22 protein-coding genes are annotated in these 24,777 nt (G+C 64.1%); 14 read left to right on the top strand and 8 right to left on the bottom strand.

The genetic code is table 11. The features are described 5' to 3' along the window. Nucleotides 1–24 precede the first annotated feature (24 nt). The 7 genes from MUO32_RS17305 to MUO32_RS17335 all read left to right on the top strand — a co-directional run bounded on the left by MUO32_RS17305 (nt 25) and on the right by MUO32_RS17335 (nt 8,552). Nucleotides 25–1,329, top strand: coding sequence for a PHB depolymerase family esterase (locus tag MUO32_RS17305; protein WP_257949634.1), 1,305 nt, complete (start codon nt 25–27; stop codon nt 1,327–1,329). A gap of 408 nt (nt 1,330–1,737) precedes the next feature. After that, on the top strand, nt 1,738–2,700 hold the full coding sequence (gene ytfQ / locus MUO32_RS17310) for a galactofuranose ABC transporter, galactofuranose-binding protein YtfQ (protein ID WP_257949635.1): 963 nt from the start codon (nt 1,738–1,740) through the stop codon (nt 2,698–2,700). Nucleotides 2,701–2,849: 149 nt separating this feature from the next. Then, nucleotides 2,850–4,367, top strand: coding sequence for a galactofuranose ABC transporter, ATP-binding protein YtfR (ytfR, locus tag MUO32_RS17315; RefSeq protein WP_257949636.1), 1,518 nt, complete (start codon nt 2,850–2,852; stop codon nt 4,365–4,367). Then, on the top strand, nt 4,364–5,389 hold the full coding sequence (locus MUO32_RS17320; RefSeq protein ID WP_257949637.1) for an ABC transporter permease: 1,026 nt from the start codon (nt 4,364–4,366) through the stop codon (nt 5,387–5,389). The genes ytfR and MUO32_RS17320 overlap by 4 nt, the downstream gene beginning before the upstream one ends. Next, complete coding sequence (yjfF, locus tag MUO32_RS17325) at nt 5,386–6,354, top strand: galactofuranose ABC transporter, permease protein YjfF (RefSeq protein WP_257949638.1); 969 nt, start codon at nt 5,386–5,388, stop codon at nt 6,352–6,354. Before MUO32_RS17320 ends, yjfF begins: the two co-directional genes overlap by 4 nt. An 85-nt stretch (nt 6,355–6,439) precedes the next feature. After that, complete coding sequence (locus MUO32_RS17330) at nt 6,440–7,171, top strand: FadR/GntR family transcriptional regulator (RefSeq protein ID WP_257949963.1); 732 nt, start codon at nt 6,440–6,442, stop codon at nt 7,169–7,171. A 133-nt stretch (nt 7,172–7,304) separates the two neighbouring features. Then, nucleotides 7,305–8,552, top strand: coding sequence for an alpha/beta hydrolase (locus MUO32_RS17335; RefSeq protein ID WP_257949639.1), 1,248 nt, complete (start codon nt 7,305–7,307; stop codon nt 8,550–8,552). A gap of 49 nt (nt 8,553–8,601) precedes the next feature. Here MUO32_RS17335 and MUO32_RS17340 read toward each other — a convergent pair whose 3' ends face one another. Further along, the gene (locus MUO32_RS17340) at nt 8,602–9,237 is read right to left on the bottom strand and encodes a DUF1236 domain-containing protein (protein ID WP_257949640.1); all 636 of its coding nucleotides are present in this window, start codon (nt 9,235–9,237) and stop codon (nt 8,602–8,604) included. Between the two features lie 123 nt (nt 9,238–9,360). Then, nucleotides 9,361–10,167, bottom strand: coding sequence for a phosphodiesterase (locus MUO32_RS17345; protein ID WP_257949641.1), 807 nt, complete (start codon nt 10,165–10,167; stop codon nt 9,361–9,363). Nucleotides 10,168–10,331: 164 nt separating this feature from the next. Here MUO32_RS17345 and MUO32_RS17350 point away from each other — a divergent pair, with 164 nt between their 5' ends. Then, nucleotides 10,332–11,366, top strand: coding sequence for a proline racemase family protein (locus MUO32_RS17350; RefSeq protein ID WP_257949642.1), 1,035 nt, complete (start codon nt 10,332–10,334; stop codon nt 11,364–11,366). A 46-nt stretch (nt 11,367–11,412) separates the two neighbouring features. On the opposite strand, the gene MUO32_RS17355 is transcribed toward MUO32_RS17350, so the two are convergent. Then, a complete protein-coding gene (locus MUO32_RS17355; protein ID WP_257949643.1) occupies nt 11,413–12,438 on the bottom strand; it encodes a tetratricopeptide repeat protein in 1,026 nt (341 codons plus the stop codon). Nucleotides 12,439–12,626: 188 nt separating this feature from the next. Here MUO32_RS17355 and MUO32_RS17360 point away from each other — a divergent pair, with 188 nt between their 5' ends. Beyond that, the gene (locus tag MUO32_RS17360) at nt 12,627–13,268 is read left to right on the top strand and encodes a FecR family protein (RefSeq protein WP_257949644.1); all 642 of its coding nucleotides are present in this window, start codon (nt 12,627–12,629) and stop codon (nt 13,266–13,268) included. 2 nt (nt 13,269–13,270) lie between these two features. On the opposite strand, the gene MUO32_RS17365 is transcribed toward MUO32_RS17360, so the two are convergent. The 3 genes from MUO32_RS17365 to MUO32_RS17375 form a co-directional block, all read right to left on the bottom strand. Then, entirely contained in the window at nt 13,271–15,112 is a 1,842-nt protein-coding gene (locus MUO32_RS17365) for a CHASE2 domain-containing protein (protein ID WP_374708684.1), read from the bottom strand. Between the two features lie 36 nt (nt 15,113–15,148). Further along, nucleotides 15,149–15,853, bottom strand: coding sequence for a Crp/Fnr family transcriptional regulator (locus MUO32_RS17370; protein ID WP_257949646.1), 705 nt, complete (start codon nt 15,851–15,853; stop codon nt 15,149–15,151). Between the two features lie 117 nt (nt 15,854–15,970). Then, nucleotides 15,971–16,159 carry a hypothetical protein gene (locus tag MUO32_RS17375; protein WP_257949647.1) on the bottom strand — a complete coding sequence of 63 codons (189 nt, stop codon included), beginning with the start codon at nt 16,157–16,159 and terminating at the stop codon, nt 15,971–15,973. A 194-nt stretch (nt 16,160–16,353) separates the two neighbouring features. Between MUO32_RS17375 and MUO32_RS17380 the strand changes: the two genes are divergently transcribed. The 4 genes from MUO32_RS17380 (at nt 16,354) to MUO32_RS17395 (ending at nt 19,738) form a co-directional block, all read left to right on the top strand. After that, nucleotides 16,354–16,779 (top strand): DoxX family protein, encoded by a 426-nt coding sequence (locus tag MUO32_RS17380; protein ID WP_308311305.1) that lies wholly within the window; start codon nt 16,354–16,356, stop codon nt 16,777–16,779. 133 nt (nt 16,780–16,912) lie between these two features. Further along, entirely contained in the window at nt 16,913–17,611 is a 699-nt protein-coding gene (locus MUO32_RS17385) for an orotate phosphoribosyltransferase (RefSeq protein ID WP_257949648.1), read from the top strand. Between the two features lie 63 nt (nt 17,612–17,674). Then, nucleotides 17,675–18,604, top strand: a complete 930-nt coding sequence (locus MUO32_RS17390) for a carbohydrate kinase (RefSeq protein WP_257949965.1) — start codon at nt 17,675–17,677, stop codon at nt 18,602–18,604. 48 nt (nt 18,605–18,652) lie between these two features. Beyond that, nucleotides 18,653–19,738, top strand: a complete 1,086-nt coding sequence (locus tag MUO32_RS17395; protein ID WP_257949649.1) for a glycosyltransferase family 1 protein — start codon at nt 18,653–18,655, stop codon at nt 19,736–19,738. Here MUO32_RS17395 and pgi read toward each other — a convergent pair whose 3' ends face one another. Both pgi and MUO32_RS17405 read right to left on the bottom strand, forming a co-directional pair. Next, nucleotides 19,739–21,364, bottom strand: a complete 1,626-nt coding sequence (gene pgi / locus MUO32_RS17400) for a glucose-6-phosphate isomerase (protein ID WP_257949650.1) — start codon at nt 21,362–21,364, stop codon at nt 19,739–19,741. 126 nt (nt 21,365–21,490) lie between these two features. Then, nucleotides 21,491–23,191 carry a long-chain-fatty-acid--CoA ligase gene (locus MUO32_RS17405; protein ID WP_257949651.1) on the bottom strand — a complete coding sequence of 567 codons (1,701 nt, stop codon included), beginning with the start codon at nt 23,189–23,191 and terminating at the stop codon, nt 21,491–21,493. A gap of 297 nt (nt 23,192–23,488) precedes the next feature. On the opposite strand from MUO32_RS17405, the gene MUO32_RS17410 reads away from it, so the two are divergent. After that, on the top strand, nt 23,489–24,685 hold the full coding sequence (locus MUO32_RS17410; RefSeq protein WP_257949652.1) for an AI-2E family transporter: 1,197 nt from the start codon (nt 23,489–23,491) through the stop codon (nt 24,683–24,685). The last annotated feature ends 92 nt before the right edge of the window (nt 24,686–24,777 follow it).

A 24,777-nucleotide genomic window follows, 5' to 3' on the forward strand; every position in this document is an offset into this window, starting at 1 on the left:
CACTCCCGCAGGAATTTTCTCATCATGAGCGCGGGCGCCGGGACACTGCTTGCCGTCGGCGCCCCGGCGCTGGCACAGAACAGCGAAGGACGGGTGAAAGCCGCTACCGCGGTGACGCAGGTCTTCGGCGAAGGTGCCAAATTGACGGCCGTCGCGGTCGAATACGACGCCCCGGTCGATGGCGCGTCTCTCTCCGCCGACAGTTTCGCGGTCGAGGGGCGGACCGTCACCGGCGTCTTTCCCAGTAGCACCGCCGATCCGGCCGACCGGGCCGCAGAGGGCCCCTTCGTCATCGTCGCCCTCTCGCCCGAGGACGAGAACGCCATATTGGCCTTGAAGGTCCAGCAGCAGGGCGGGCCCGGTGGACCCGGCGGCGGCCCAGGTCACGCAGGCGACATCCCGGCCTATGATACGACCTACCCTTCGGCCTCGGCGACGGTCTTGCAGCTCGGCCCCGTCATGCTGGCCGATGGCCGCACGGTCGAGGCCGGCGATAGCGGCCTCAAGACGACGAAGGTCAAGAACCTGATCGTCGACGATTTCCGGCAGCTCGAGTTCAACGATCCGCAGACGGGCAAACTGCTGCGCTACAACCTATTCGTCCCGAAGGACTATGATGCGGGCAGATCCTATCCGCTCGTGCTGTTCATGCATGACGCGGGCGCGACCAGCGACGTGACGCGCACCACCCTGTTTCAGGGGCTCGGAGCGATCTCGTGGGCGAGCCCCGAGGATCAGGCGAAGCGGCCGGCCTTCGTGCTGGCTCCGCAATATGCCGAAATCATCGCCGACGACGATTCGAAGACATCGGACGCGCTGGACGCCACGATCAATCTGATCAAGGCGCTGGCCGGGCAATACAGCATCGATACGAACCGGCTCTATGCGACCGGCCAGTCGGGCGGCTGCATGATGTCGATCGCCATGAACATCAAATATCCCGACTTTTTCGCGGCTTCCTTCCTCGTCGCCGGCCAATGGGAACCGGCTCTGGTGGAGCCGTTGGCGAAGAAGAAGCTCTGGATATTGGTCTCACAGGACGACGCCAAAGCCTATCCTGGCGAGAACGCGATCACCGAAGTGCTCGAAAAGGGTGGCGCGAAGATCAGCCGCGCCGTGTGGGATGGGACCTGGACGGTGGCGGAATTCCGCACCGCCTTCGAGGCAATCGATGCGCAGGACAGCCCCATCAACTACGTCACCCTCGCTCCGGGGACGGTCATTCCCGAAGGCGAGTCCACGGCGGGGGCCAGCGGGCACAGGAACACCTGGCGCATCGCCTACACGATCGAGCCCATCCGGGAATGGATCTTCCGCCAGAACGGATGAGCATTTCCATCGTCATCGGCGAAAGAATGGGCGGGCCTGAAAAGGTCGGGGAATATGGCACCTGGCGGTAGCTGGATGGCTAGACCAGCGCCCATCACGCAAACGGCGCCAGTGCCGACGGCCGCCGTGGAAATCATAAAGGCCCGGCAATAACATAGCAGTGACCGGTTTCATCCTGTCCGGCGCGCCATGTCTCTTCCTGAACAATTTTGTTGGTTGCGCTCCGCCCGAGCGGATCCTTCCTGCGCCGTTTCGGCGCTTTTTGTGTTTCTCCCTCCGAGTTGAAATCGATGTTCCCGCGACGCGATCAAAAAAATCGCATTCGGCAACTTTTGGCCGTTTACAATAGTAATACAATATGATGTTTTACCACAGCTGCTGAGGAGCAGCTTTCTTTGGGAGGACATCATGAAATTCAAAATCGCACTCGCAAGTGCCACGATCCTTGCTGCCTCGATGTTCAGCGCCGCATCCGCCGCCGACCTGACGATCGGCTTTTCGCAGATCGGTTCGGAATCCGGCTGGCGCGCTGCCGAAACCACGCTCACCAAGCAGCAGGCTGAAAAGCGCGGCATCGACCTGAAATTCGCCGACGCCCAGCAGAAGCAGGAGAACCAGATCAAGGCGCTGCGCTCGTTCATCGCGCAGGACGTCGATGCCATCCTCATCGCCCCCGTCGTCGCCACGGGCTGGGATGAAGTGCTGCAGGAGGCCAAGGACGCGGAAATCCCGGTCATCCTGCTCGACCGTACGGTCGATGCATCGAAGGACCTCTATCTCACCGCCGTGACCTCCGACCTCGTCCATGAAGGCAATGTCGCCGGCAAGTGGCTGGTCGATACCGTTGCCGGCAAGCCGTGCAACGTCGTCGAATTGCAGGGCACGACGGGTTCGTCGCCTGCAATCGACCGCAAGAAGGGTTTTGAAGAGGCTCTGGCCGGCAAGGACAACCTGAAGATCATCCGCAGCCAGACCGGCGACTTCACCCGCACCAAGGGCAAGGAAGTCATGGAAAGCTTCCTGAAGGCGGAAGACGGCGGCAAGAACATCTGCGCGCTCTACGCCCATAACGACGACATGGCCGTCGGCGCCATCCAGGCGATCAAGGAAGCCGGCCTGAAGCCCGGAACGGATATCCTCGTCGTCTCCATCGACGCCGTTCCGGATATCTTCCAGGCCATGGCCGCCGGCGAAGCGAACGCCACCGTGGAATTGACGCCCAACATGGCCGGTCCCGCGCTCGACGCGCTCGATGCGTTCCTCAAGGACGGCAAGGAGCCGCCGAAGTGGATCCAGACGGAATCGAAGCTCTATACCCAGGCTGACGATCCGGCGAAGGTCTACGAGGAGAAGAAGGGCCTCGGCTACTGATCTCCTTCCAGGGCCCCGCGTCCGGCTCCTAACTTGACGCGGGGCATCTGCCCCTTGCATTCGGCCGCCTCGGCATCTTGCCGGGACTGCCGGCTCGCCTGTCGCCTCCCCTTGGGGCGGCGGGCGACAGACGTCACACGGGTGGGATCATGCAGGCCAGTACCTCCATTCTTACGGCGACGGCGATCGACAAGATCTTCCCGGGCGCCAAGGCGCTCGATCGCGTCGATTTTTCGCTTCACAAAGGCGAGGTGCATGCGCTGCTCGGCGAAAACGGTGCGGGAAAATCGACGCTCGTCAAATGCCTGACCGGCGCCTATCGCCGCGATGGCGGGCGCATCCAGCTCGATGGCGCGGATGTCGATCCGCAGAGCACGCTGGAAGCCCAGAATCTCGGCATCGGCACGGTCTACCAGGAGGTCAACCTCCTGCCGAACCTGACGGTCGCTGAAAACCTCTTTCTCGGCCGCCAGCCGAAGCGCTTCGGTTTCATCGACAGCCGCGAAATGAACCGGCGCGCGAAAGCGCTGCTGGCCCAATACGATCTCGATATAGACGTCACCGCCGGGCTTGCCACCTATTCGGTCGCGGTGCAGCAGGTCATCGCCATTGCGCGCGCCGTCGATCTCTCCGGCAAGGTTCTGATCCTCGACGAGCCGACGGCCAGCCTCGATGCGCATGAGGTGGCGATGCTGTTCCGCATCGTGCGCCGCCTGAAGGAGCGCGGTCTCGGCATCGTCTTCATCACCCATTTCCTCGAGCAGGTCTACGACATCTCCGACCGCATCACCGTGCTGCGCAACGGAAAGCTCGTCGGCACACGCGCAACGAGGGACCTGCCGCGCCGCGACCTCATCGCCATGATGCTCGGCCGCGAGCTGGTGCAGGAAGTGGCGGCGGAACATGGCACGAAGAGCGAGGGCGGCGACGTTCGCTTCCGCTTCCGCAATTTCGGCCGCAAGGGACATATCCACCCGTTCGACCTCGATGTGCGCAAGGGCGAGGTGGTCGGCATTGCCGGCCTGCTCGGCTCGGGGCGCACGGAGACGGCGGAGATCATGTTCGGTGCCGAGCGGGCCGATAGTGGGACAGTGGAGGCCGATGGCCGCGCGCTCGATCTTTCCTCGCCGCGATCAGCCATCCGCGAAAAATTCGGCTTCTGCCCGGAGGACCGCAAGATCGACGGCATCATCGGCGACCTCTCGGTGCGCGAGAACATCGCGCTCGCCTTGCAGGCTAGGCGTGGCTGGGCGCGGCCGATCAGCCGCGGCGAGCAGGACCGGCTGGCCGACGACTACATCAAGGCGCTCGATATCCGCACCAGCGACCGCGAGAAGCCGATCAAGCTGCTCTCCGGCGGCAACCAGCAGAAGGCGATCCTTGCCCGCTGGCTCGCCACCAATCCGGATTTCCTCATCCTCGACGAGCCGACGCGCGGCATCGATGTGGGGGCGCATGCGGAAATCATCCGTCTCATCGAATCCTTGTGCGAGAAAGGCATGTCGCTGATCGTGATCTCGTCCGAACTGGAAGAACTCGTCGCCTATTCGAGCCGCGTCATCGTGCTGCGCGACCGGGCGCATGTCGCCGAACTCGTAGGGCACCAGGTGACGACGGATGGTATCGTCGAGGCGATTGCCGCCTCGGCCGCGAGGACGGACGCATGAGCCCGACGTTGAAAGCCTATGCCATCAGGCTCTTTCCCCAAGTGGCGGCGCTTGCGGTCATCCTGCTGATGGTCTCGATCGCCTTTCCGGGCTTCTTCCGGCTCGAAATGCAGAATGGCCGGCTTTACGGCAGCATGATCGATATCCTGAACCGTGGCGCGCCCGTGGCGCTGCTTGCGATCGGCATGACGGTCGTCATCGCCACCAAGGGCATCGACCTCTCCGTCGGCGCCGTCATGGCGATCTGCGGGGCGGTGGCAGCGGCCGCGATCACCTCGGGCCACTCGCTCGCCATGACACTTTTGATCACGCTCGGCACGGGCATCCTGTGCGGTCTGTGGAACGGCATCCTTGTCGCCGTGCTCGATATCCAGCCGATCATCGCCACGCTGGTGCTGATGGTTGCCGGACGCGGCATCGCGCAGCTGATCACCGAGGGCGCGATCCTCACCTTCAACGATGCCGGGTTGATCTTCATCGGCAGCGGCTCGTTGTTCGGCCTGCCCATGCCCGTCGTCGTCTGGCTGGCTTTCGGGATACTCGTGGCATTGCTCGTGCGGCGAACCGCACTCGGCATGCTGATCGAGGCGCTCGGCGTCAACCGCCGCGCCTCCATGCTCTCGGGCGTCTCGACGGGCGTGCTCCTGATCGCGGCCTATGTGCTGTCAGGCCTCTGCGCCGCCCTTGCCGGCATCATCGCCGCCGCCGATATCCGTGGGGCGGATGCCAACAATGCCGGCCTCTGGCTGGAGCTCGACGCGATCCTCGCGGTCGTCGTCGGCGGCACGTCGCTGCTCGGCGGGCGGTTCTCGATCGCCGCCTCGCTCATCGGTGCGCTGATCATCCAGTCGGTCAATACGGGCATCCTGCTCTCGGGCTTCCCGCCGGAATTCAACCTCATCATCAAGGCGGCGATCATCGTTCTGATCCTCGTCATCCAGTCGCCGCGTGCGCAGTCGGCCTTCGTCTTCCTCTCCCGTGCCGGGGCATCGGAAAAGAAGACGGAGCAGGAGGCGAAATGAACCCGCGTTACCTTCCGCTCATCGCGACGATCGCGATCTTCCTGATCGCTTACGCCGTCTGCATCGCGCAGTACCCGAACATGCTGTCGACGCGGGTGATCGGCAATCTGCTCACCGACAACGCCTTTCTCGGCATCGCCGCCGTCGGCATGACCTTCGTCATTCTCTCGGGGGGCATCGACCTCTCGATCGGTGCGGTCATCGCCTTTACCGGCGTCTTCCTCGCTGTGCTCCTGCAGGCGACGTCGATCCATCCGCTCCTCGCCTTCGTGCTGGCGCTCGCCATCACCACGGCCTTCGGCGCGCTGATGGGGGCGATCATCCACCATCTCGAAATGCCGCCCTTCATCGTCACGCTCGCCGGCATGTTTCTGGCGCGCGGCATGGCTTTTGTGCTGTCCATCGATTCGATCCCGATCAAGCATCCGTTCTATGCCACCCTGAAGAGCGCCTATTACAAGCTGCCCGGCGGCGGGCGCATCACGCTGATCGGTGGGCTGATGCTGCTGGTCTTTGCGCTCGGCATCCTGATTGCTCACCGCACCCGCTTCGGCGCCAATGTCTATGCGCTCGGCGGCGGTGCGCCGACGGCGCGGCTGATGGGCGTGCCGATCGCGCGCACGACGATCCTGATCTACGCCCTCTCCGGTTTTCTCGCCGGCCTCTCGGGTATCGTCTTCTCGCTCTACACCTCGGCCGGTTACTCGCTGGCGACGGTGGGTGTGGAACTCGATGCCATCGCCGCGGTCGTCATCGGCGGTACGTTGCTGACGGGCGGCTCCGGCTTCATCGCGGGCACGCTGGTTGGCATCCTCATCCAGGGCCTTATCCAGACCTACATCACCTTCGACGGTTCGCTGTCGAGCTGGTGGACGAAGATACTGATCGGCCTTTTGCTCTTTTCTTTCATCCTGCTGCAGAAGGGGCTGATCCACGTCACCGACCGGCGGAGGCGGCATGCCTGATCTTTTGCGCACGCGGCGTCCCATTCGTCCTCTCTGTTTTTAGACGGAGGGCAAAGCGGTGCGGAAAACAGGTCTTCTCGAAACCATGATGAATGGAGCGGTGGCGCGCACCAGCCACTCGCAGGTGGTGGGCGAACTCGGCAAGGCCATCGTCGCGGGTGAGTTCCCGGTGGGGTCGACGCTGCCGGGCGATGCGGAGATGGAGGCCCGGTTCGCGGTATCCCGCACCGTGATCCGCGAGGCGATGAAGACGCTCGCCGCCAAGGGCCTTGTCGTGCCCCGCGCTCGCATCGGCACGCGGGTCACGCCGAAGGACCAGTGGAACCTCTTCGACAGCGATATCCTGACCTGGCACTTCGCCGTCGGCGTGGATGATGCTTTCCTCATCCATCTCAGCGAAATCCGCCTCGGCTTCGAGCCCCATGCCGCCGCGCTGGCAGCGCGGCATGCGACGGAAGCGGATATCAACCAGATGATGCTGCTCGCCGTTGCCATGGGAGATCCCGAGCACACACCGGAAACACTGGCCGTTGCGGACCTGCGCTTCCACATCGCCGTCATGGATGCAGCGCGAAACCCCTTCATGCGCACCGTCGGCAGCCTCATCGAGGCGGCGCTGGCCGGTGTCTTCAAGCTGAGTTCGCCTGCGGCCGACCGCATCAAGATCGGCGATGTCGCGGCAAACCACATGCGCATCGTCGAGGAAATCCGCCGCCGCGACGAGGAGGGTGCACGCCGCGCCATGGAAAACGTCATCCGTGTCGGCCGCGCCCGCATCGCGGACGCGCTGGGTTCGCAGCCTTCAGGGGCGGCGTGACCGATATGCCACGCATCGCGACGTCGATGGGCGCGATCGTACGGCCTGTCTTCTAAACCGCGTCTCACTCCGCTAAGCAGGTGCCATCGGTGCGCCGCACCGGCGAGAATTGGAAAGCGGAAGGAAGCGGGACATGATGAACCGCGAAATGCCGCGCGTATTGCGTCGCGTGATTGTCGCCGGAGTGTTTCTGCTGGCGGGCTGCGCCGGTAGGCCCGAGGGCGTGCTGGTGCCGAGCGGTGAGACGCCGCCTGGTGTTTCGACCGTCGATCTGCTGGTCGCGACCACGCGCGCGCCCTCGCAGCAGCCGGGCGTGCTGTTTTCCGGCGAGCGCGGGTCGGACCTCCAGCTGCGCGACATCACCATCTCCATTCCGCCGGATGACAAGCGCAAGATCGGCCAGGTTCAGTGGCCGAAGAAGCTTCCGGCCGATCCCCTGAAGGATTTCTCGACCGTCAGCGTGAAGACGATCGACAAGTCGAAGGCGGGCAGCGCCTGGCTCGATCGCACCCTGCCGAAAAGCCGGCGCGTGCTGATCTTCGTGCATGGCTTCAACAACCGCTATGAGGATGCCGTCTACCGGTTTGCGCAGATCGTGCATGATTCCAAGACGGATGCGGCGCCGATCATCTTCACCTGGCCCTCGCGCGCCAGCATCTTCGATTATTCCTATGACAAGGAAAGCACCAACTATTCGCGCGACGCGCTGGAAGAGCTTTTGCGCGCGGCGGTCGATTCGCCGAAGGTCGGCGAAATCACCATCATGGCCCATTCCATGGGCACGTGGCTGGCGGTGGAAACCTTGCGCCAGATGGCGATCCGTGACGGGCGTGTGCCGAAGAAGATCCAGCAGGTCATCCTGGCCTCGCCCGATCTCGACGTCGACGTCTTCGGCCAGCAATTGCGCGCGCTCGGCAGCGAGCGGCCGCAATTCACGCTGTTCGTTTCTCGGGACGACCGGGCACTGACGCTGTCGCGCCGCATCTCCGGCAACGTCGATCGGCTCGGCCAGATCGATCCTTCGCAGGAGCCCTACCGCTCCATGCTGGAAAAGCAGGGCATCACGGTGCTGGATCTCACGGCGCTGAAATCCGGCGACAGCCTCAATCACGGAAAATTCGCCGAAAGCCCCGAGGTCGTGCGCCTCATCGGCAACCGGCTGATCGACGGTCAGACGGTGACGGATTCCGAGGTCGGTTTCGGCGACCGGCTCGGCGCCGTCGCGCTGGGCACGGCCGAGACGGTCGGCAGTGCGGCCAGCATCGTCGTCTCCACGCCGATCGCCGTCTTCGATCCTGTCACGCGCAAGAACTACGACGATCAATGGCGCCGGCTTGGGCGCTCGGTCGAGGACACCACCGTCACGGCAACGGGACAATGAAAAAGGGCGGCTCGCAGAGAGCCGCCCTTTCCATTTGCTGGTGCCCGGCTTAGCGGACCCAGATCACTTCGCGTGTGCCGCGGTCGACGAGCACCGGGCGCTGATCGACATAGATATAGCCGTAGCTCGGGCTTTCCGGCACCTCGACGATCTGTACGGTGTCCGGGATCACGGCGCCGGCCTGAACCGGACCCTCCAGCACTACGGGCTCGAGCGGATGGCGTTCCACATAGGTGATGGTCGCCTCGGGGATGTCACCCGAAATGCTGGCCGTCGTCTCGACCGCCGGCGCATAGATCACCTGGCGGCTGTCGGTGCGCACGATGACCGGACGGTTGTCGATATAGACATAGGCGAGGTCAGGGTGCTCGGGGATCGGCGTCAGGGTGACGGTGTCGTCGAAGCGGGTATCGGCCGTCAGCTGGCCGTCCAGCACGACTGGCGGCGTCGGGTTTTCCACCACATAGACACGGGCATCGTCGGGAACGGCAGCTTCCGCGCCGATCATGAAGCCGACGGCACCGCCGACAATCGCGCCCACGGGACCGCCGACGACGGCGCCTGCGGTTGCACCTGCGGCACCCAGTGCGGTGCCGCCAAGGGCTTCCTTGTCGCGATCGTCGGCCTGGGCGACGGAAACGCCGATAAGGGCCAGAGCGGCACCTGCCATGAGAATCTTACGCATGTCTTTCTCCTTCGAAGATTGGGTTTCCCACCCCTTCGGCGGAGACAACGTGACACCCCCGGCTCGGTTCCAAGAGAATGGCCCGGGAGCATCACGATGTGTAACGCGCGGTAACCGCCGGCCTCAGGCGATTTCCGATTCCCGTCTGGCGATCTCGTAGTCCTCGTGGTGAACCTGCAGGCCTTCCTCCGTCACCACGACGATGCCGTAGGCGGCAGGTTCGTCCACCGAGAGCGAGGCATTCGGCGCGTCGAACGGCATCGGCTGCTGGTGAACCGGGCTCTTGAAGATGGAGAAGGGGATACCGCGATGCGAGCCGCCGATCGTGCGGTGTACATGGCCTGCGAAGATGTGGCGGACATTGCCGTGCTTCAGCACCAGATCGTAGAAGGCGTCCTCATTGGAAAGCCGGATCGTGTCCATGCCGGTAAAACCCGTCTTGTGCGGCGGGTGATGCATGAAGAGGAGGACGGGCAGGCCGTTGGCCCCGGCAAGCGTCCCGTCGAGCCAGGCGAGGCGCGTCTCGCAGAGATAGCCGGCATGGCTCAGCGGATAGTCGTAAGGCGGGGCAAAGAGCGTATCGAGCAACACGACCCGGCAATCGGGAAAATCGATCACCTGCTGTACGAAGCCGTTCTCGTCCGGCTGGACATGGGAAAAGGTTTCGAGGAAGCGGTCGCGATAATCGTGATTGCCGATGGTGATGGCGGCCGGCGGCACGAGTTTGGCGAGAAGATTGCGCAGTCGCTCGTAGGACATCGTGTCGGCGCGGTGTGTCAGGTCGCCGGTGAAGATGACGCGGTCCGCATCCGCATGGTGGCGGTTGACGTGCTCGATGCCGGCAAGCAGCCGCTGATAGGGATCGAGGCCGATGATCTTCGTGCCTTCGGGCACCATGTGCAGGTCGGTAAAGACAATGAATTTGGTCATGAAAGGGTCTCGTTCAGGGAAGATTTCCGGTGCAGGATGGAGGCCGCGCCTGGTGCATTCGTCACGTGCGAACCTGTCGCATGAAAAGCAGTTGGAAGCGATAGCAATCTGATATATCAGAGGGGCAAAGCAGCCGGCGGGCTGACCAAACGGAGCATAACGACATGAGATGGAAGCGCACGATCCAACTGCTGGACGTTCATTGCGAGGGTGAGATCGGCAAGGTGGCGATCGGCGGCGTGCCGAAGATCCCCGGCAACACGATCGCCGAGCAGCTTAACTACATCAACACGGTCGACGACAGTCTGCGACGTTTCCTGTGTCTGGAGCCACGCGCAGCGGCGACTGGTTCGGTGAACCTGCTTCTGCCAGCCAAGCGCCCGGAGGCGGACGCCGGCTTCATCATCCTGCAGGCCGACCAGGCGCACGCCTCCTCGGGCTCCAACTCGATCTGCATCACCACGGCACTGCTCGAATCCGGCATCGTCGAGATGAAGGAACCGGAAACGGTCGTCGTTCTCGACACCGCCGCCGGCCTCGTCAAGGCGACGGCGACCTGCCGCGACGGGCGCTGCGAGAAGGTCAAGCTCACGATGGTGCCGTCCTTCGTCGAGGCACTGGATGTCGAGATCGATACGCCGCACTGGGGCCGCGTGCGCTTCGACATTTCCTATGGCGGTATCTTCTATGCGCTTGTGGACGTCGACCAGATCGGCACCAAGATCGAGAAGGCCAATGCCCGCGCGCTCGTCGATGCCGGCATGGCGCTGAAGGACCTCATCAACAAATCGATGAAGGTCGTGCATCCGGAGATCCCCGAGATCAATGGCGTCGCCTATGTCATGTTCCGCGACCGCGATCCTGACGGCACGGTGCGCACCGCCACCACCATGTGGCCGGGCCGCGTCGACCGCTCGCCCTGCGGCACGGGCAATTCGGCAAACCTCGCCACGCTGCATGCCCGCGGCCTCGTCAAGGTCGGCGACACGTTCCTCTCGCGCTCGATCATCGGGTCGCAGTTCGAAGTGGGACTGGAAGCCGAAACGGTCGTCGCCGGCCGCAAGGCGATCATCCCCACCATCACCGGCCGTGGCTGGACCTTCGGCCTGCACCAGATCGCGCTCGACCCGACCGATCCCCTGGCCGATGGTTTTGCGATGACCGACACCTGGGGTCCCCAGGCTGGCGAAATCCGCTAAAGCAAAACGACCCGAAGCGGCGCCCTGCCGCTTCGGGTCGCATGGGTTACTTGGCGGCGTAATGCTTCTCGATGGCGCCAAGGGCGATCGGGTCGATCTCCGCCGTGTCGGCGTCCTCGATCAGATCCCGGTCGGCAAGCACCTGCTTGATGGCGCGGCGCGCATCGGCCGAGAGCTGTTCCGGCTGGTCGCGCAGGATGACTTCGAGATCGACGTCGCGCATCTCGAAGGCGGCGACGAGGCTGGTCACGGCCTGCTCGATGTTCTTGACGATGCCGGTGCCACTCTGCTGCATCAGGCCGATCTTCAGCTTGCCGAAACTGTCACCCTTGTTGGCCGCCTGCTCGAAATAGCCGGCAGCGGCGGTGACATCCTGGGTGACACCTTCGCCCGATTCCAGCATGAGGCCGAGATTGATCATGGCATCGATGCTGCCGCGCTCGGCTGCAAGTTTGTAATAGGCGGCAGCACGCGCATTGTCTTCGGCGACGAGACTGCCGTCGTCGAGCAGTACGCCGAGATTGAAGGCTGCGGTCTCGTCGCCGCTGGCGGCCGCCTTGTCGAACCAGCGGGCGGCTTCCGCGCCGTTCACCTCGGTGCCGATGCCATCGCGGTAAGCGACGGCGAGATTGTAGGCGCCGAGCATGTCGCCCCGTTCGGCGGCCATCCTGTAGTGGCTGAACTCGGCGGCCGGGTCGCCGCGTTTTCCGAGCATCGCGCCATAGTTCACCATGGCGACCGTATGGCCGAGCGCTGCGGCCTCGGCATAGAGCTTCATCGCATCGAGATCCTGGCCGGCGCGTTCCAGGGCGCGTGCCAGCTGGAAGGCCATGCGCGGGCTGCGGGCCGCATTATAGGCTTCGCGACAGGCCGACAGCGCCGTGCCGATCTTGATGTCCTCGAGTGCCACCGGCGCGAAGGCCGTGTTGCGCGCCGTGTCGTAGCGGCTGCCGGCGGCGGCATCGCACTGGGCTTCGATTGTGTTGGCGCTGGCGCCATCGGCACCCGCCAGAAGGACCGCGAAGAAAAGGGCGCGGCCAGCCGTCTTCAGCATGTTGGATCGCATGTTCATGATCGGTCTCCCTTCGTTGATGGGGGCACCTTAGATGATCGGTGAAAAACGGCTGTTTCCGCGGGAACAGAGGGATGGCGGGACGCGGCGCATAAGGGTAGTCATTGCTGGCGGTGTGCACGGTGGATGTGGCGCGGCGCCCTGGTTCAATCCATCCCGGCGGGCTTGTGCCCCGCGAAAGGTGTGTCATGCGAACGCTCGATGCTCTCCGTCCGGTCCTCCTCAGTCGCAGGCTCCTCATCGCCGGCGGCGCGCTTGCGCTGACAGGCATCGGCCTTCGCGCCACGCAGGCCAATTCCATCATCGGCAAGGCCGTGGAGATCACCGGCGATGTCAGCCGCAAGCAGGCGAACCTTCTTGAGGGCCTGAAGGCCGGCGCGAGCCTGATGGACCATGATTTCGTGAAGACGGGCAAGGAAAGCTTCGCCGAACTCGCGCTGGGCGACGATACCAGCCTGCTTCTCGGCAGCGAGACGGAGCTTTTGATCGATACCTTTATCGCGGGGCAGGGCGGCACGATCGAGCTCGGCACCGGCCAGATGGTCTTCGACCGGCCGGAGGGACTTGCGAAGATCGACCTCACCATGCGCACGGCCTTCGGCATGATCGGGGTGCGCGGCACGAAATTCTTCGCCGGCCCGAGCCGGAAGGCTCCCTTCGCCGTCTTCGTCGAGCACGGCCGCGTCGAGGTCACCGGCGGTGGCGTGACCAGGTCGGTTTCCGGCGGCGAGGGCGTGGAGATCAACGCACCGGGCGCGGCACCCGGCGAAGTCGTCAAATGGGGCGAGGCCCGTATCCGCGAGGCCTATGCCAGCGTCGGCATCCGGTAGGGTCAATCCAGCGTAAACAGGTCCATCGTTCCAAACCCGCGGATTTCGTGGTTGCCGATGGCGCGGAGCGTTCGGCTGGTTTCGCTGGCCGCATGCGGGCCGATGCAGATCTGGGTGCCCAGAAACTTGTTGGCATCCTGCAGGCGGGCGGCGAGGTTCACGGCGTCGCCGTGGGCGGTATAGTCGAGCTTCCCGCCGGTACCGACTTCCCCCAGCACCGCCATGCCCGTCTCGACACCGATGCGCGTGCGGCCGAATTCCTTTTCGAGGAATGCGGGGCGGCGGCGCATCTCTTCGGTCAGCGAGCGGATCTCGTCGGCGCAGGTCAGTGCCTTGTCGACATGGCGGTCGAGATCGTCGGGGGCGTTGAAGAGCGCGTGCACGGCATCGCCCACCACCTTGTCCACCATGCCGCCATGGCGCGCGACCAGCGCGTTCACCTCGGAAAAGTAGATGTCGAGCAGCTTGACGAGATCGTGCGGTCCGATCTTCTGGGCGAGCGTCGAAAAACCCTCGATATCGGTGAAGAGCGCCGTCACCTGCCGTTCCTCACCGGCCACGCGGGCCATGTCGGGATTGTCGATGTAACGGGAGACGACCGATTGCGGTAGGTATTGCCCAAAGCGCTGGCGCGCCGTCGCCTCCGCGCGGCGGATATGGGTGAATTGCATAAGGCCGGTAGCGAGTGCGGCTGTGGCGACGACCAGCGAGACACCGATCGCATCGGACAGCAGTGCCGTGCGCAGGTAGAGCAGGCCGGAGACGCCGAAGACGAGCCCGACGAGTGCTACGCCTGCAACCGCGGCAAAGAGCGGGCGCAGCCGTGTCGCCGCCAGCGCTGCCGCCGCACCCATGAGGAAGGCGAAGCCCGCCTCGGCCGGCAGGAGGCCTGGATCGCGCATCGGGATATGGTCGGTCAATATGGCATTGGCGACGTCGGCATGGATTTGCACGGAGGGTTCGAGCGGCATGGAGGCGCTGGCGCGCAGCCCGCCGAGATTCGGCAGGCTGCTGCCGATCAGCACGACCTTGCCGGCGATTTTTTCCGGCGCGACGTTTCCGGCCACGACATCGGCGGCGGAAAACGTCCGTACGCCGATCGTCGCGGCACGGCTCGCCACGAAGCGCAGGCTGCCGTCCTCGTCGAGCCGCAGGATGCGCGCATCGTGGCGCAGCCAGACGGGATTGCCGCCGAGAACGGGCGTGCGCGCGCCGGCCGCAAGCCGCGCGGCTTCGACGCCGAGCGCCGGATAGGCGGCATTGCCGACGATGGCATAGGCCTGCACGCGTCGCACCACTGCATCCTCGTCGCCGACGAGGAAGGAGGCCGAGGCCGAAACCGCCTTGTCCTGCAGGAAGGCGCAGGAGCTTTCCGTGCCGTCGATGAACCAGAGATCGGGCACCGAGACGGGTTTCTGCAGGGCGAGCGCCGGCACGGGATGCGGCGCGCCGTCGGAGGCCTCGCCGATGAGGAAACCGAGCACGGTCGGCACCTTGGCGATGGCACCGGCAAGGGCCGCATTGGCCGGTTCGTCCGCCGCGCAATCGGTGCTGAAGACGAAATCGAAGGCGATGGCCGCTGGTTTGGCGGCGGCGAGGCGGTCGATCAATGCGGCGGTCTGGACGCGTGTCCAGTCACGGTCCGGCACGCTCTGGAAGGCCTTCCGGTCGATATCGACGACGACGATGTCGTCGCTTTCGGGTGCGGGAATGGTCTGGGTGAGGGCGTCGAAATAGAATTCGCGCTGGCGTTCCAGCGCCGTCTCGCCCAGGAAAAACAGGGCAAGCGCGCCGGCAAGGCTCGCGGCAAGGCCGGCGGCAAACGGTCTGTATTTCTTGGCGATCATGATCGGCTGCTCCCGTTCCGGGCCGCCGGCTGGTTAGTCGTCATCCGGCTCGGCGATGTTTTGCAGCCGGCCGATATGGCAATGGATGATGCCGTCGTTGCGGCGGATGGCGCCGCCTTCTTCGAGCGCCAGGATCGACCGGTTGATCTTCGGCCGGCTCGCACCGACGATGCTGGCGATCTCGGTCTGGCTTAGCGACAGCTGGAGGTTCGCGCTCTCGGGCAGCTCGTCTCCATGGATGTTGCGCAGCGTCGCCAGGAAGAAGCGGGCGACGCGGGCGTCGAGATCGTAGAGGGCAATCGTTTCGAGCTGCTCGGTCGTCTCGCGCAGCTTGGTGCAGAGATAGTGGATGATCGCATGCGCGGCGGTCGGATTGCGGGTGAGGACGTCGAGGAAATCGCGCTTGGCGATGACATAGCCCTCGGTCGCCGTTACCGAGGTCGCATCCGCCGAGCGCGGCTGACCGTCGAGGATCGCCATCTCACCGAGGATGGAACCGGCTTCCAGCTGGCGCAGCGACAGTTCCTTGCCCTGCGGGGTGATCAGCGACAGTTTGATGCGGCCGGTGACGAGCACGATGAGATAGGTACCCTCGTCGCCGCGCTGGAAGATGACCGTTCCCGCCGGCCATCGGCGCCAGGACGCGATGGAGGCGATCTCGCCGATCGTTTCCTTGCTGAAGCCCTCGAAAATCGGAAAAGAACGCCAGAACGCGGCACTCTTGTTGATCTCGTTCATATCCGGTTTCCCCCGGCCGCCCCTGATACAATGAAGACGGGCCGCATGGGCGAAATCTTCGCCCAGCCGGTGAGCGCTTGCAACAGAAAACAGCGGTGTGCCGGAGACGGTCCCGTTCTATTGGCAGATGCGCACGCGTTTGGTGACGGTTTTGCCCGTGTGGTCTTCCATGCGCATGCGCTTGGTGATGCAGTTTTGCTGGTAGTGGCCGTAGTAGCCATCGGCATAGGCCGTGCCGGCATGGCCGGGTGCGGTGAAGGCAAGCGATGCGGCGGCGAGGGCCAAGGCAAGAAGATATTGGCGCATGATGTATCCGGAAGAGGGAAGGCGGCGGGGTGGTGTCTCCTTTTCGCACAGGGCCGAGCCGGTTTCTGTTCCGCCGGGAACAGGAGATCGTTCACAAAATGCGAACGATCTGTCTCCTGACTGCCCGACTAGTTTGACGATGGAAAGCTGTTATTTCTCTGCCAACGAAACGCCCCAAGCCTCAGGAGCTTCCCATGCCGCAGAACGCCGTCGTCCTCGTCGGACGCATTCTTCTTTCCCTCATGTTCATCACCGCGGGCTTCCCCAAGCTCATCGACCCCTCGGGCACCGCCTGGATGATCTCCAATGCCGGCCTCCCGGCTGCCACCGCGCTCGCCTATCTCGCGGGCATTTTCGAACTCGTCGCCGGCCTCTTCATCCTCGTCGGCTTCCAGACGAAGATCACCGCCTGGCTTCTCGCTCTCTTCTGCGTTTTCACCGCCCTCGTTTTCCATAGCGGCGCGATCAACAACCCGGACTTCCCGGAAGGCGCAAACGGCCTGCTGACCGTCTTCAACGGCCTGATGATGTGGAAGAACATCACGATCGCCGGTGGCTTTCTGGTGCTTGCCGCCTTCGGCCCGGGCTCCATCTCGGTCGATGCCCGCCGCGGCGCATAAGCCGACAGCAGACAATCTGATCCTCCAGAAACCCTTCCCTGCCTCCGGGGAGGGTTTTTCGTTGTGGGAATGCTGGAAAGCCGCCGCTCTTGCTGCTATGCGCACGATGATAAAAATCATGCGGGAGATGTCGATGTTTTCCAATTCCTTTCCGGACCGAGACGTGATGGCGGAGCTGATGGCCCGCATGCTGTGGGAGATCAAGGCGGTGCATTTCCGCCCGGAGGAACCCTACAAGCTCGCTTCCGGCATGGCCTCTCCGGTTTACATGGATTGCCGCAAGCTGCTCTCCTATCCGCGCATCCGCTCGGCCATCATGGATTTCGCGGCCGCGACGCTCACCCGCAATGTCGGCTTCGAGCGCATCGACGTGATTGCCGGCGGCGAGACGGCGGGCATTCCCTTCGCGGCACTTCTGGCTGATCGCCTCAGCCTGCCGATGATCTATGTGCGCAAGAAGCCCAAGGGCCATGGCCGCAATGCGCAGATCGAGGGCGTAATGCCCGAGGGCGCGCGCGTGCTCGTCATCGAGGATCTCGTGACCGTCGGCGGCTCGATGTTCACCTTCATCGACGCGATCCGCGCTGCGGGCGGCGTCGTCGATCACGGCATGTCGCTGTTCTACTACGGCATCTTCAAGGAGGCCGAAGCCCGCTACGTCAATGGCGGCGTCAAGCTGCACCACATCGCCACCTGGCGCGATGTGCTGGCCGTCGCCCGCGCCGAAAAGCTGTTCGACGATGCGACGTTCGCCTCCGTCGAAGCCTTCTTCGATGCGCCGCTCGTCTGGTCGGCCGCCCATGGCGGCGTGGCGGAATTGCCGACGTCGTAAATGGCGCTGGCACTTTTCCGCGAGATCGTTTAAATCGATTGAAAATCGGTTGGAGGAATGCTGATGATCCTGTGTTGTGGTGAAGCGCTGATCGACATGCTGCCGCGGACGACGACGCTCGGCGAGGACGCCTATGCGCCCTATGCCGGCGGGGCGATCTTCAACACGGCGATCGCGCTCGGCCGCCTCGGCGTTCCCACCGGTTTCTTCACCGGTCTTTCAGACGACATGATGGGCGACATCCTGCGCAAGACGCTCGGCGAAAGCGGCGTCGACTACAGCTATTGCGCAACCCTGTCGCGCCCGACCACCGTCGCCTTCGTCAAGCTCGTCGACGGCCACGCCACCTATGCCTTCTACGACGAGGGCACCGCCGGCCGCATGATCACCGAGGCCGAACTCCCGGCTCTCGGTGACGATTGCGAGGCGCTGCATTTCGGCGCCATCAGCCTCATCCCGGAACCCTGCGGGTCCACCTACGAGGCGCTTCTGAAGCGCGAGCACGACAAGCGCGTCATCTCGCTCGACCCGAACATCCGCCCCGGCTTCATCAAGGACAAGGATGCCCATATGAGCCGCATCCGCCGCATGGCTGCGATGGCTGACATCGTCAAGTTCTCCGATGAGGACCTCGCCTGGTTCGGCCTTGAGGGGGACGAGGATGCGCTCGCCCGCCACTGGCTGCATCATGGCGCGAAGCTTGTCGTCGTGACGCGCGGTGCCGAAGGAGCGGTGGGCTATACGGCGGAGCACAAGGTCACGGTGCCGAGCGAGCGCGTCACCGTCGTCGATACGGTCGGTGCCGGCGATACGTTCGATGCCGGCGTGCTGGCGTCGCTGAAGATGCAGAACCTGCTCACCAAGCAGCAGGTCGGCAAGCTCACCGAAGACCAGATCGCCAAGGTTCTGGCGCTCGGCGCCAAGGCTGCCGCCGTCACGGTTTCCCGCGCCGGTGCTAACCCGCCCTGGGCGAAGGAAATCGGGCTCGCGTAGGCGGCTCGACGTTCATTCGTCTGTCATCGCCGCATGGTCAAAGGGGCCATGCTCGATCACGCCGCACCAGATTCGCTCGCTTCGGCCCGTCATGACGGGCAGGCCCCGACCATTCTCGTCGTCACCGATGCCTGGCGCCCGCAGTTGAACGGCGTCGTGCATACGCTGGAAGAGCTTGCCCGCTCGATGGCGGAGGAGGGGATCGAGGTCTTGTTCCTGACGCCGGAAAAGTTCGCGACGGTGCCGCTGCCCTCCTACTCGGAGATCCGCCTCGCGATCACGTCGAAGCGTCAGGTTCTGGCGGAGATCGAGGCGATCGCACCCGACTACATCCACATTGCCACCGAGGGGCCGCTCGGCATGGCGGCGCGGCGCGCCTGTCTGCAGCGACGGCTGCCCTTCACCACGGCCTATCACACGCGGTTTCCCGAGTTCATCAGCGCGCGCCTGCCGATCCCGGAAAGCTGGAGCTACTGGTGGCTGCGCCGCTTCCACAATGCCGGCGAAGGCATGATGGTGGCGACGAAATCGCTGGGTGCGGAAATGGCGGCACGGGGTTTCAACCGTATCAAGCGCTGGTCGCGCGGGGTTGATACCAACCAGTTCGATCCCGCCAAACGTCGTGATCTCGGCCTGCCGCGGCCGATCTTCCTCAATGTCGGGCGCGTGGCGGTGGAAAAGAACCTGCCGGCCTTCCTCGCGCTTGATCTGCCGGGCAGCAAGGTCGTCGTCGGCGACGGACCGGATCTGGCCATGTTGCGGCAGCGTTATCCCGATGTGCATTTCCTCGGCCGCAAGACCGGCGAGGATCTGGCTTCGATCTACGCTTCCGCCGACGTCTTCGTCTTTCCGAGCCGCACCGATACGTTCGGCAATGTGATGCTGGAAGCTCTGGCCAGCGGCGTTCCCGTCGCCGCCTTCCCTGTTACGGCGCCGCGCGATGTGCTGGGCGAGGCCGGCGCACTCTCGGAAGACCTGCGCGAGGCTGCACTTGCCGCGCTCGACATCCCCAGGGATATCGCGCTTGGCCGCGCGGCGACCTATAGCTGGCGCGCCTGCGCGCTGGAGTTTCTGGGGAACCTGACCCGCGTGCCGCGCGATGCTTTCGCGGCACGCCGTCTCAGCCTTCGCTGATCAGTTTGCAGCCTTGAGCAGCGCGGCAACGAGGCCGGCCGTCGAGGAATCGTGGCCTTCGGCGCTCTCCTTGCCCTCTACGACCGGCAGCAGGCCCGTCGCCAGCTCCTTGCCGAGCTCCACGCCCCACTGGTCGAAGGAGTTGATGTTGAACAGCGCGCCTTCGACGAAGACGCGGTGCTCATAGAGCGCGATCAGGCGGCCAAGCGCAAAGGGCGTCAGGCTGTCATGCACCATCGTGATTGACGGGCGGTTGCCGGCGAAGACCCGGTGCGGTGCGATCCTGTCGGCCTTCGCCTCGTCCATGCCCTTGGAGGTCAGCTGCGCCTTGGCTTCCTCGAGCGAGCGGCCCTTCATGAGGGCTTCCGACTGCGCCAGGCAATTGGCGATCAAAAGCTGGTGCTGGTGGCGCAGGGTCTTTTCGTGGCCGTTCGCCGCGATCAGGAATTCGGCCGGAATGATCGACGTACCCTGGTGGATGAGCTGATAGAAGGCGTGCTGGCCGTTGGTGCCGGGCTCGCCCCAGACGACCGGGCCGGTCTTGCCCTCGACCGGCTTGGAATCCAACGTCACGGACTTGCCGTTCGATTCCATGTCGAGCTGCTGAAGATAGGCCGGGAAGCGTGACAGCCGCTGGTCATAGGGCAGGATGGCGCGCGACGGGTAGTTCAGCACGTTGCGGTGATAGTAGCCGATGAGGCCAAGCAGAACAGGAATGTTTTCCCGGATCGGCGCGGTGCGGAAATGATTGTCGATGGCATGGCCGCCGGCGAGGAATTCGGCAAAGTTCTCCTTGCCGATGGCGATCATCAGCGGCAGGCCGATGGCCGACCAGATCGAGTAACGCCCGCCGACCCAGTCCCAGAAGCCGAAGACGCGCTCTGCGCCGATGCCGAAGGCCGAGACCCTGTCGAGTGCGGTGGAGACTGCGCAGAAATGGCTGCCGACGGCGGCGTCGCCCAGCTTGCCGGCGATGAACGCGCGCGCGGTGGCGGCATTGGTCATCGTCTCGATGGTGGTGAAGGTTTTCGACGCGACGATGAACAGCGTCGTCTCGGCTTCGAGCAGCTTCAGCGTATCGGCGATATGCGCGCCGTCGATATTGGAGACGAAGTGCAGGCGCGGGCCGTCGTGGAAGGGTGCAAGCGCCAGTGTCGCCATGACCGGGCCGAGGTCGGAGCCGCCGATGCCGATATTGACGACGTCGGTGATCTTCTTGCCGGTGGCACCCTTCAGCGTGCCGGAGCGGATACCGTCGGCAAAGGCGCCCATGGCGTCGAGCACGGCGTTGACGTCAGGCATGACGTCCTTGCCATCGACGAGAACCGGCGTGTTGGAACGATTGCGCAGCGCGGTGTGCAGCACGGCGCGCTCTTCGGTGATGTTGATGATGTCGCCTGCAAACATCGCGTCGCGCTTCTTCTCGACGCCGGCCTGCTTGGCAAGTTCCTCCAGCCCGTCGAGCACGGCGTCGTTCACCGCGCATTTGGAATAGTCGAACAGGAAGTCGTCGAGCGTCGTGCTGTAGCGGGAGAACCGCGTGGGGTCGGCCGCGAAGGCCGCCCTTATGTCTGTGGCGTTGGTGTCGCGGACGATGGATTTCAGCTTTTCGACAAGCGCGTTCATCGGCGTCTTCCCTGGCTTTGGACGATGCCGCTAGCTAGTCGCTTTGGTATGCGCAAATCAAGACCGAAAACGCGTCTCGGACGAAAAAACTAAATCGATTTAGAGGCGGCGGAGCCGGGGCTATGCTCAGCCCCGGAGATCCTTGCGCAAGATCTTGCCGACATTGGATTTCGGCAGTTCGGTGCGGAACTCGATGAAGCGTGGGCGCTTGTAGTTTGTGAGGTTCGCCGCGCAATGGACCTTCACCTCCGCCTCGGTCAAGGCCGGGTCCCTCTTCACCACGAAGAGCTTCACCGCCTCGCCGGAATGCTCGTCCGGCACGCCGATCGCGGCACATTCGAGAATGCCGGCAAGCGACATCGCAACCTCTTCCACCTCGTTCGGGAAGACGTTGAAGCCGGAGACCAGGATCATGTCCTTCTTGCGATCGACGATCTTGGTGAAACCTTCCGCCGACATGAAGCCGATATCGCCGGAGCGGAAGAAGCCATCCGCCGTCATCACCTTCGCCGTCTCGTCCGGCCGCTGCCAGTAACCGACCATGACCTGGGGCCCGCGAATGCAGATTTCGCCGACACCGCCCAGCGCGAGCGTGTTGCCGTCGTCGTCGCGGATTTCGATCTCGGTGGAGGGAAGCGGCAGGCCGATCGTGCCGGTGAACTCCGCGCGGTCGAAGCGGTTGGCGGTCGCCACCGGCGAGGTTTCCGAGAGACCGTAGCCCTCGATGACCGCGCAGCCCGTCGTCTTCTGCCAGCGTTCGGCGACCGGCCGCTGCACCGCCATGCCGCCGCCGAGCGTCAGCAGCAGGTCGGAGAGATCGAGCTTGGCGAAGTCCGGGTTGTTCATCAGCGCGTTGAACAGCGTGTTGAGGCCGGGGAAGATATGGACACGATACTTGCCCAGTTCCTTGACGAAGGCGGGAATGTCGCGCGGGTTGGCGATCAGCACGTTGTGGCCGCCGAGCGCGATGCCCATCAGCCCGTTCACCGTCAGTGCGAAGATATGGTAGAGCGGCAGCGCGCAGATGAAGACGAGCTGGTCCGGCCGCTTCTTCACGTGGAAGATCGGCTCGATCCACAGCTTGATCTGCTCCATGTTGGAAAGCAGGTTGGCGTGCGTCAGCGTCGCGCCCTTGGAAACGCCCGTCGTGCCGCCGGTATATTGCAGGAAGGCGGTGTCGCCGGGGGCGACGGCGACCGGCTTCAGCGTGCCGCGCGCGCCCTCGGCCATCGCCTGCTTGAAGGGAATATGTCCGGGCAGCGACCAGGCCGGCACCAGCTTCTTCACCTTGCGCACGACGAGATTGACGATCAGCCCCTTGAGGCCGAGCATGTCGCCCATCGTGGTGACGACGACGTGCTTCACCGCGGTGCGCGAGACGACCTGCGCCACCGTGCTTGCGAAGTTCTCCAGAACGAACAGCGCCTTGGCGCCGGCATCCTTCAGCTGGTGTTCGAGTTCGCGCGGCGTGTAGAGCGGGTTGACGTTCACGACGACGAGGCCAGCGCGCAGGATGCCGAAGATGATGACCGGGTTCTGCAGGATGTTCGGCATCATCACGGCGACGCGGTCGCCCTTTTCCAGGCCCTTGGCCTGAAGCCAGGCGGCGATCTTTTTCGAGGCGGCTTCGAAATCGCGAAACGTCAGCGTCTTGCCCATGCTGGTAAAGGCGGGGCGATCGGCAAATTGGGCGCAGCAGCTTTCGACCAGCGCGCCAATGGAGGGATGCGCCAGCGGCGCGATGTCACCGGCCATGCCATCCGGATAGCTGGCAAGCCAAAAACGGCCGGTCGGCTCGGTGGAAGGGGCCTCGATTGTGACCGTCATATATGCTCTCCTCCTTGGGCGCGGGCATCGTCCGTCCAGCCGGCACCGAATGGTCCTCCAACCACGCGATACGGACAAGATGATGCTTTTAGCGGGCGCCATCAAGAAATATCGCTATCTTACATTGACGTAAACGTCAACAAGCGACAATGGCGTGGCAAGTCGCTTTTTCGTGAACCTGAAGCGAGCTGCGGCGTCTCACCGCGCCTTCCACCAAAAAACCGCGTATATGTTTAACATTCATCGGGTACACCTTATCTAGGGGATCCCGGCCGGACGCCGGAGACAGTGGAGTGCATGAGTTTGCTGCATCAGGAACACCGCAGAAGTGAGCCACGGTTTCTCGGCGCCGCGCGCCAGAGCGGGGCTGCTCTCATCTCGCCGATTTCCGCGGCGCGCTGGCTGCTCGTGCTCGTCGTTTTCGCCGGAATCTACTTCTTCCACGGCTTCGTCGTGCCTGTGCTCGCGGCGCTCGTCATCGCCTTTGCCAGCTGGCCGCTCTATACGCGCCTGCTGGCGCAGGTGAACGGCAACCGCACACTCGCCGCCTCCATCGCCATCCTGCTCATCCTCGCCTTCATCATCGGCCCGATCGTCATCGCCTCCACCTATGCCCTGCACGAGGTGCGCGACTGGGTCGGCTGGGCGGTGGAAACCAACCGCACCGGGGCCGCGACGCCGGAATGGATCCGCGCACTGCCGGTCATCGGCGGCTGGCTGGCCATGCAGTGGACGCGTTTTCTCGATCATCCCGGCGCCATCGGCGAGCTGACGCAGGTCGTCAGCGGCGCCAATATCGGCAATATCTACCGCGTGGCGCTGGCGGCCGGCGGCAAGGCCTTCAACCTGCTGCTCGCCGCGCTCTTCATGCTGATCGCGCTGTTCTTCATCTATCGCGACGGCCAGTCCTTCGCCGGCCAGGTCGACCGCCTCGGCGAACGCATCCTGCCGATGCGCTGGGAGCGCATTTCCCGCATCGTGCCCGCAACCATCAGCTCCACCGTAACAGGCATGACGCTGATCGCCATCGGCGAAGGCATCGTGCTCGGTGTCGCCTACTGGATCGCCGGCGTGCCGTCGGCCGTCACGCTCGGCGTCATCACCGGCATCATGGCGCTTTTCCCCGGCGGCGCGCCGCTCTCCTTCACGCTGGTGTCGGTCTATCTGGTCTCGAGCGGTTCGCCCGTCGCAGGCCTCGCCCTCTTCGTCTGGGGTTCCGTCGAACTCTTCATCGTCGACAAGACGCTGCGTCCCCGCCTCGTCGGCGGCCCGATCAAGCTGCCGTTCCTGCCGACGTTCTTCGGTCTCATCGGCGGCGTGAAGACCATGGGCTTCCTCGGCCTGTTCATAGGCCCTGTCCTCATGGCGCTGCTCGTCGCCATCTGGCGCGAGTGGATCCGCGAAGTGGAGGCAAGCGATCCTCCGTCGCCGATCATTCTCGATCCCCATGCCGAACCGCCTGTCACGCCTGATCAGGAACGCAATCTCGGCTGAGCCGGCAGGCGCTTTCCCGGATCGCATGCGGCGCAATTGCTTGCAAATACAACGGATGGAGCCATAGTGTTTCCCGCGCATTTTGCGCAGCT

Origin of the sequence: Shinella sp. CPCC 101442 (genome assembly GCF_024704725.1) — a bacterium.
Lineage (GTDB): Bacteria > Pseudomonadota > Alphaproteobacteria > Rhizobiales > Rhizobiaceae > Shinella.

Excerpts from the sequence above, each read along its gene's own strand:
- MUO32_RS17305 (WP_257949634.1), top strand. The coding sequence starts at position 25 with ATGAGCGCGGGCGCCGGGACACTGCTTGCCGTCGGCGCCCCGGCGCTG.
- ytfQ (WP_257949635.1), top strand. The coding sequence starts at position 1,738 with ATGAAATTCAAAATCGCACTCGCAAGTGCCACGATCCTTGCTGCCTCG.
- ytfR (WP_257949636.1), top strand. The coding sequence starts at position 2,850 with ATGCAGGCCAGTACCTCCATTCTTACGGCGACGGCGATCGACAAGATC.
- MUO32_RS17320 (WP_257949637.1), top strand. The coding sequence starts at position 4,364 with ATGAGCCCGACGTTGAAAGCCTATGCCATCAGGCTCTTTCCCCAAGTG.
- yjfF (WP_257949638.1), top strand. The coding sequence starts at position 5,386 with ATGAACCCGCGTTACCTTCCGCTCATCGCGACGATCGCGATCTTCCTG.
- MUO32_RS17330 (WP_257949963.1), top strand. The coding sequence starts at position 6,440 with ATGATGAATGGAGCGGTGGCGCGCACCAGCCACTCGCAGGTGGTGGGC.
- MUO32_RS17335 (WP_257949639.1), top strand. The coding sequence starts at position 7,305 with ATGATGAACCGCGAAATGCCGCGCGTATTGCGTCGCGTGATTGTCGCC.
- MUO32_RS17340 (WP_257949640.1), bottom strand. The coding sequence starts at position 9,237 with ATGCGTAAGATTCTCATGGCAGGTGCCGCTCTGGCCCTTATCGGCGTT.
- MUO32_RS17345 (WP_257949641.1), bottom strand. The coding sequence starts at position 10,167 with ATGACCAAATTCATTGTCTTTACCGACCTGCACATGGTGCCCGAAGGC.
- MUO32_RS17350 (WP_257949642.1), top strand. The coding sequence starts at position 10,332 with ATGAGATGGAAGCGCACGATCCAACTGCTGGACGTTCATTGCGAGGGT.
- MUO32_RS17355 (WP_257949643.1), bottom strand. The coding sequence starts at position 12,438 with ATGAACATGCGATCCAACATGCTGAAGACGGCTGGCCGCGCCCTTTTC.
- MUO32_RS17360 (WP_257949644.1), top strand. The coding sequence starts at position 12,627 with ATGCGAACGCTCGATGCTCTCCGTCCGGTCCTCCTCAGTCGCAGGCTC.
- MUO32_RS17370 (WP_257949646.1), bottom strand. The coding sequence starts at position 15,853 with ATGAACGAGATCAACAAGAGTGCCGCGTTCTGGCGTTCTTTTCCGATT.
- MUO32_RS17375 (WP_257949647.1), bottom strand. The coding sequence starts at position 16,159 with ATGCGCCAATATCTTCTTGCCTTGGCCCTCGCCGCCGCATCGCTTGCC.
- MUO32_RS17380 (WP_308311305.1), top strand. The coding sequence starts at position 16,354 with ATGCCGCAGAACGCCGTCGTCCTCGTCGGACGCATTCTTCTTTCCCTC.
- MUO32_RS17385 (WP_257949648.1), top strand. The coding sequence starts at position 16,913 with ATGTTTTCCAATTCCTTTCCGGACCGAGACGTGATGGCGGAGCTGATG.
- MUO32_RS17390 (WP_257949965.1), top strand. The coding sequence starts at position 17,675 with ATGATCCTGTGTTGTGGTGAAGCGCTGATCGACATGCTGCCGCGGACG.
- MUO32_RS17395 (WP_257949649.1), top strand. The coding sequence starts at position 18,653 with ATGCTCGATCACGCCGCACCAGATTCGCTCGCTTCGGCCCGTCATGAC.
- pgi (WP_257949650.1), bottom strand. The coding sequence starts at position 21,364 with ATGAACGCGCTTGTCGAAAAGCTGAAATCCATCGTCCGCGACACCAAC.
- MUO32_RS17405 (WP_257949651.1), bottom strand. The coding sequence starts at position 23,191 with ATGACGGTCACAATCGAGGCCCCTTCCACCGAGCCGACCGGCCGTTTT.
- MUO32_RS17410 (WP_257949652.1), top strand. The coding sequence starts at position 23,489 with ATGAGTTTGCTGCATCAGGAACACCGCAGAAGTGAGCCACGGTTTCTC.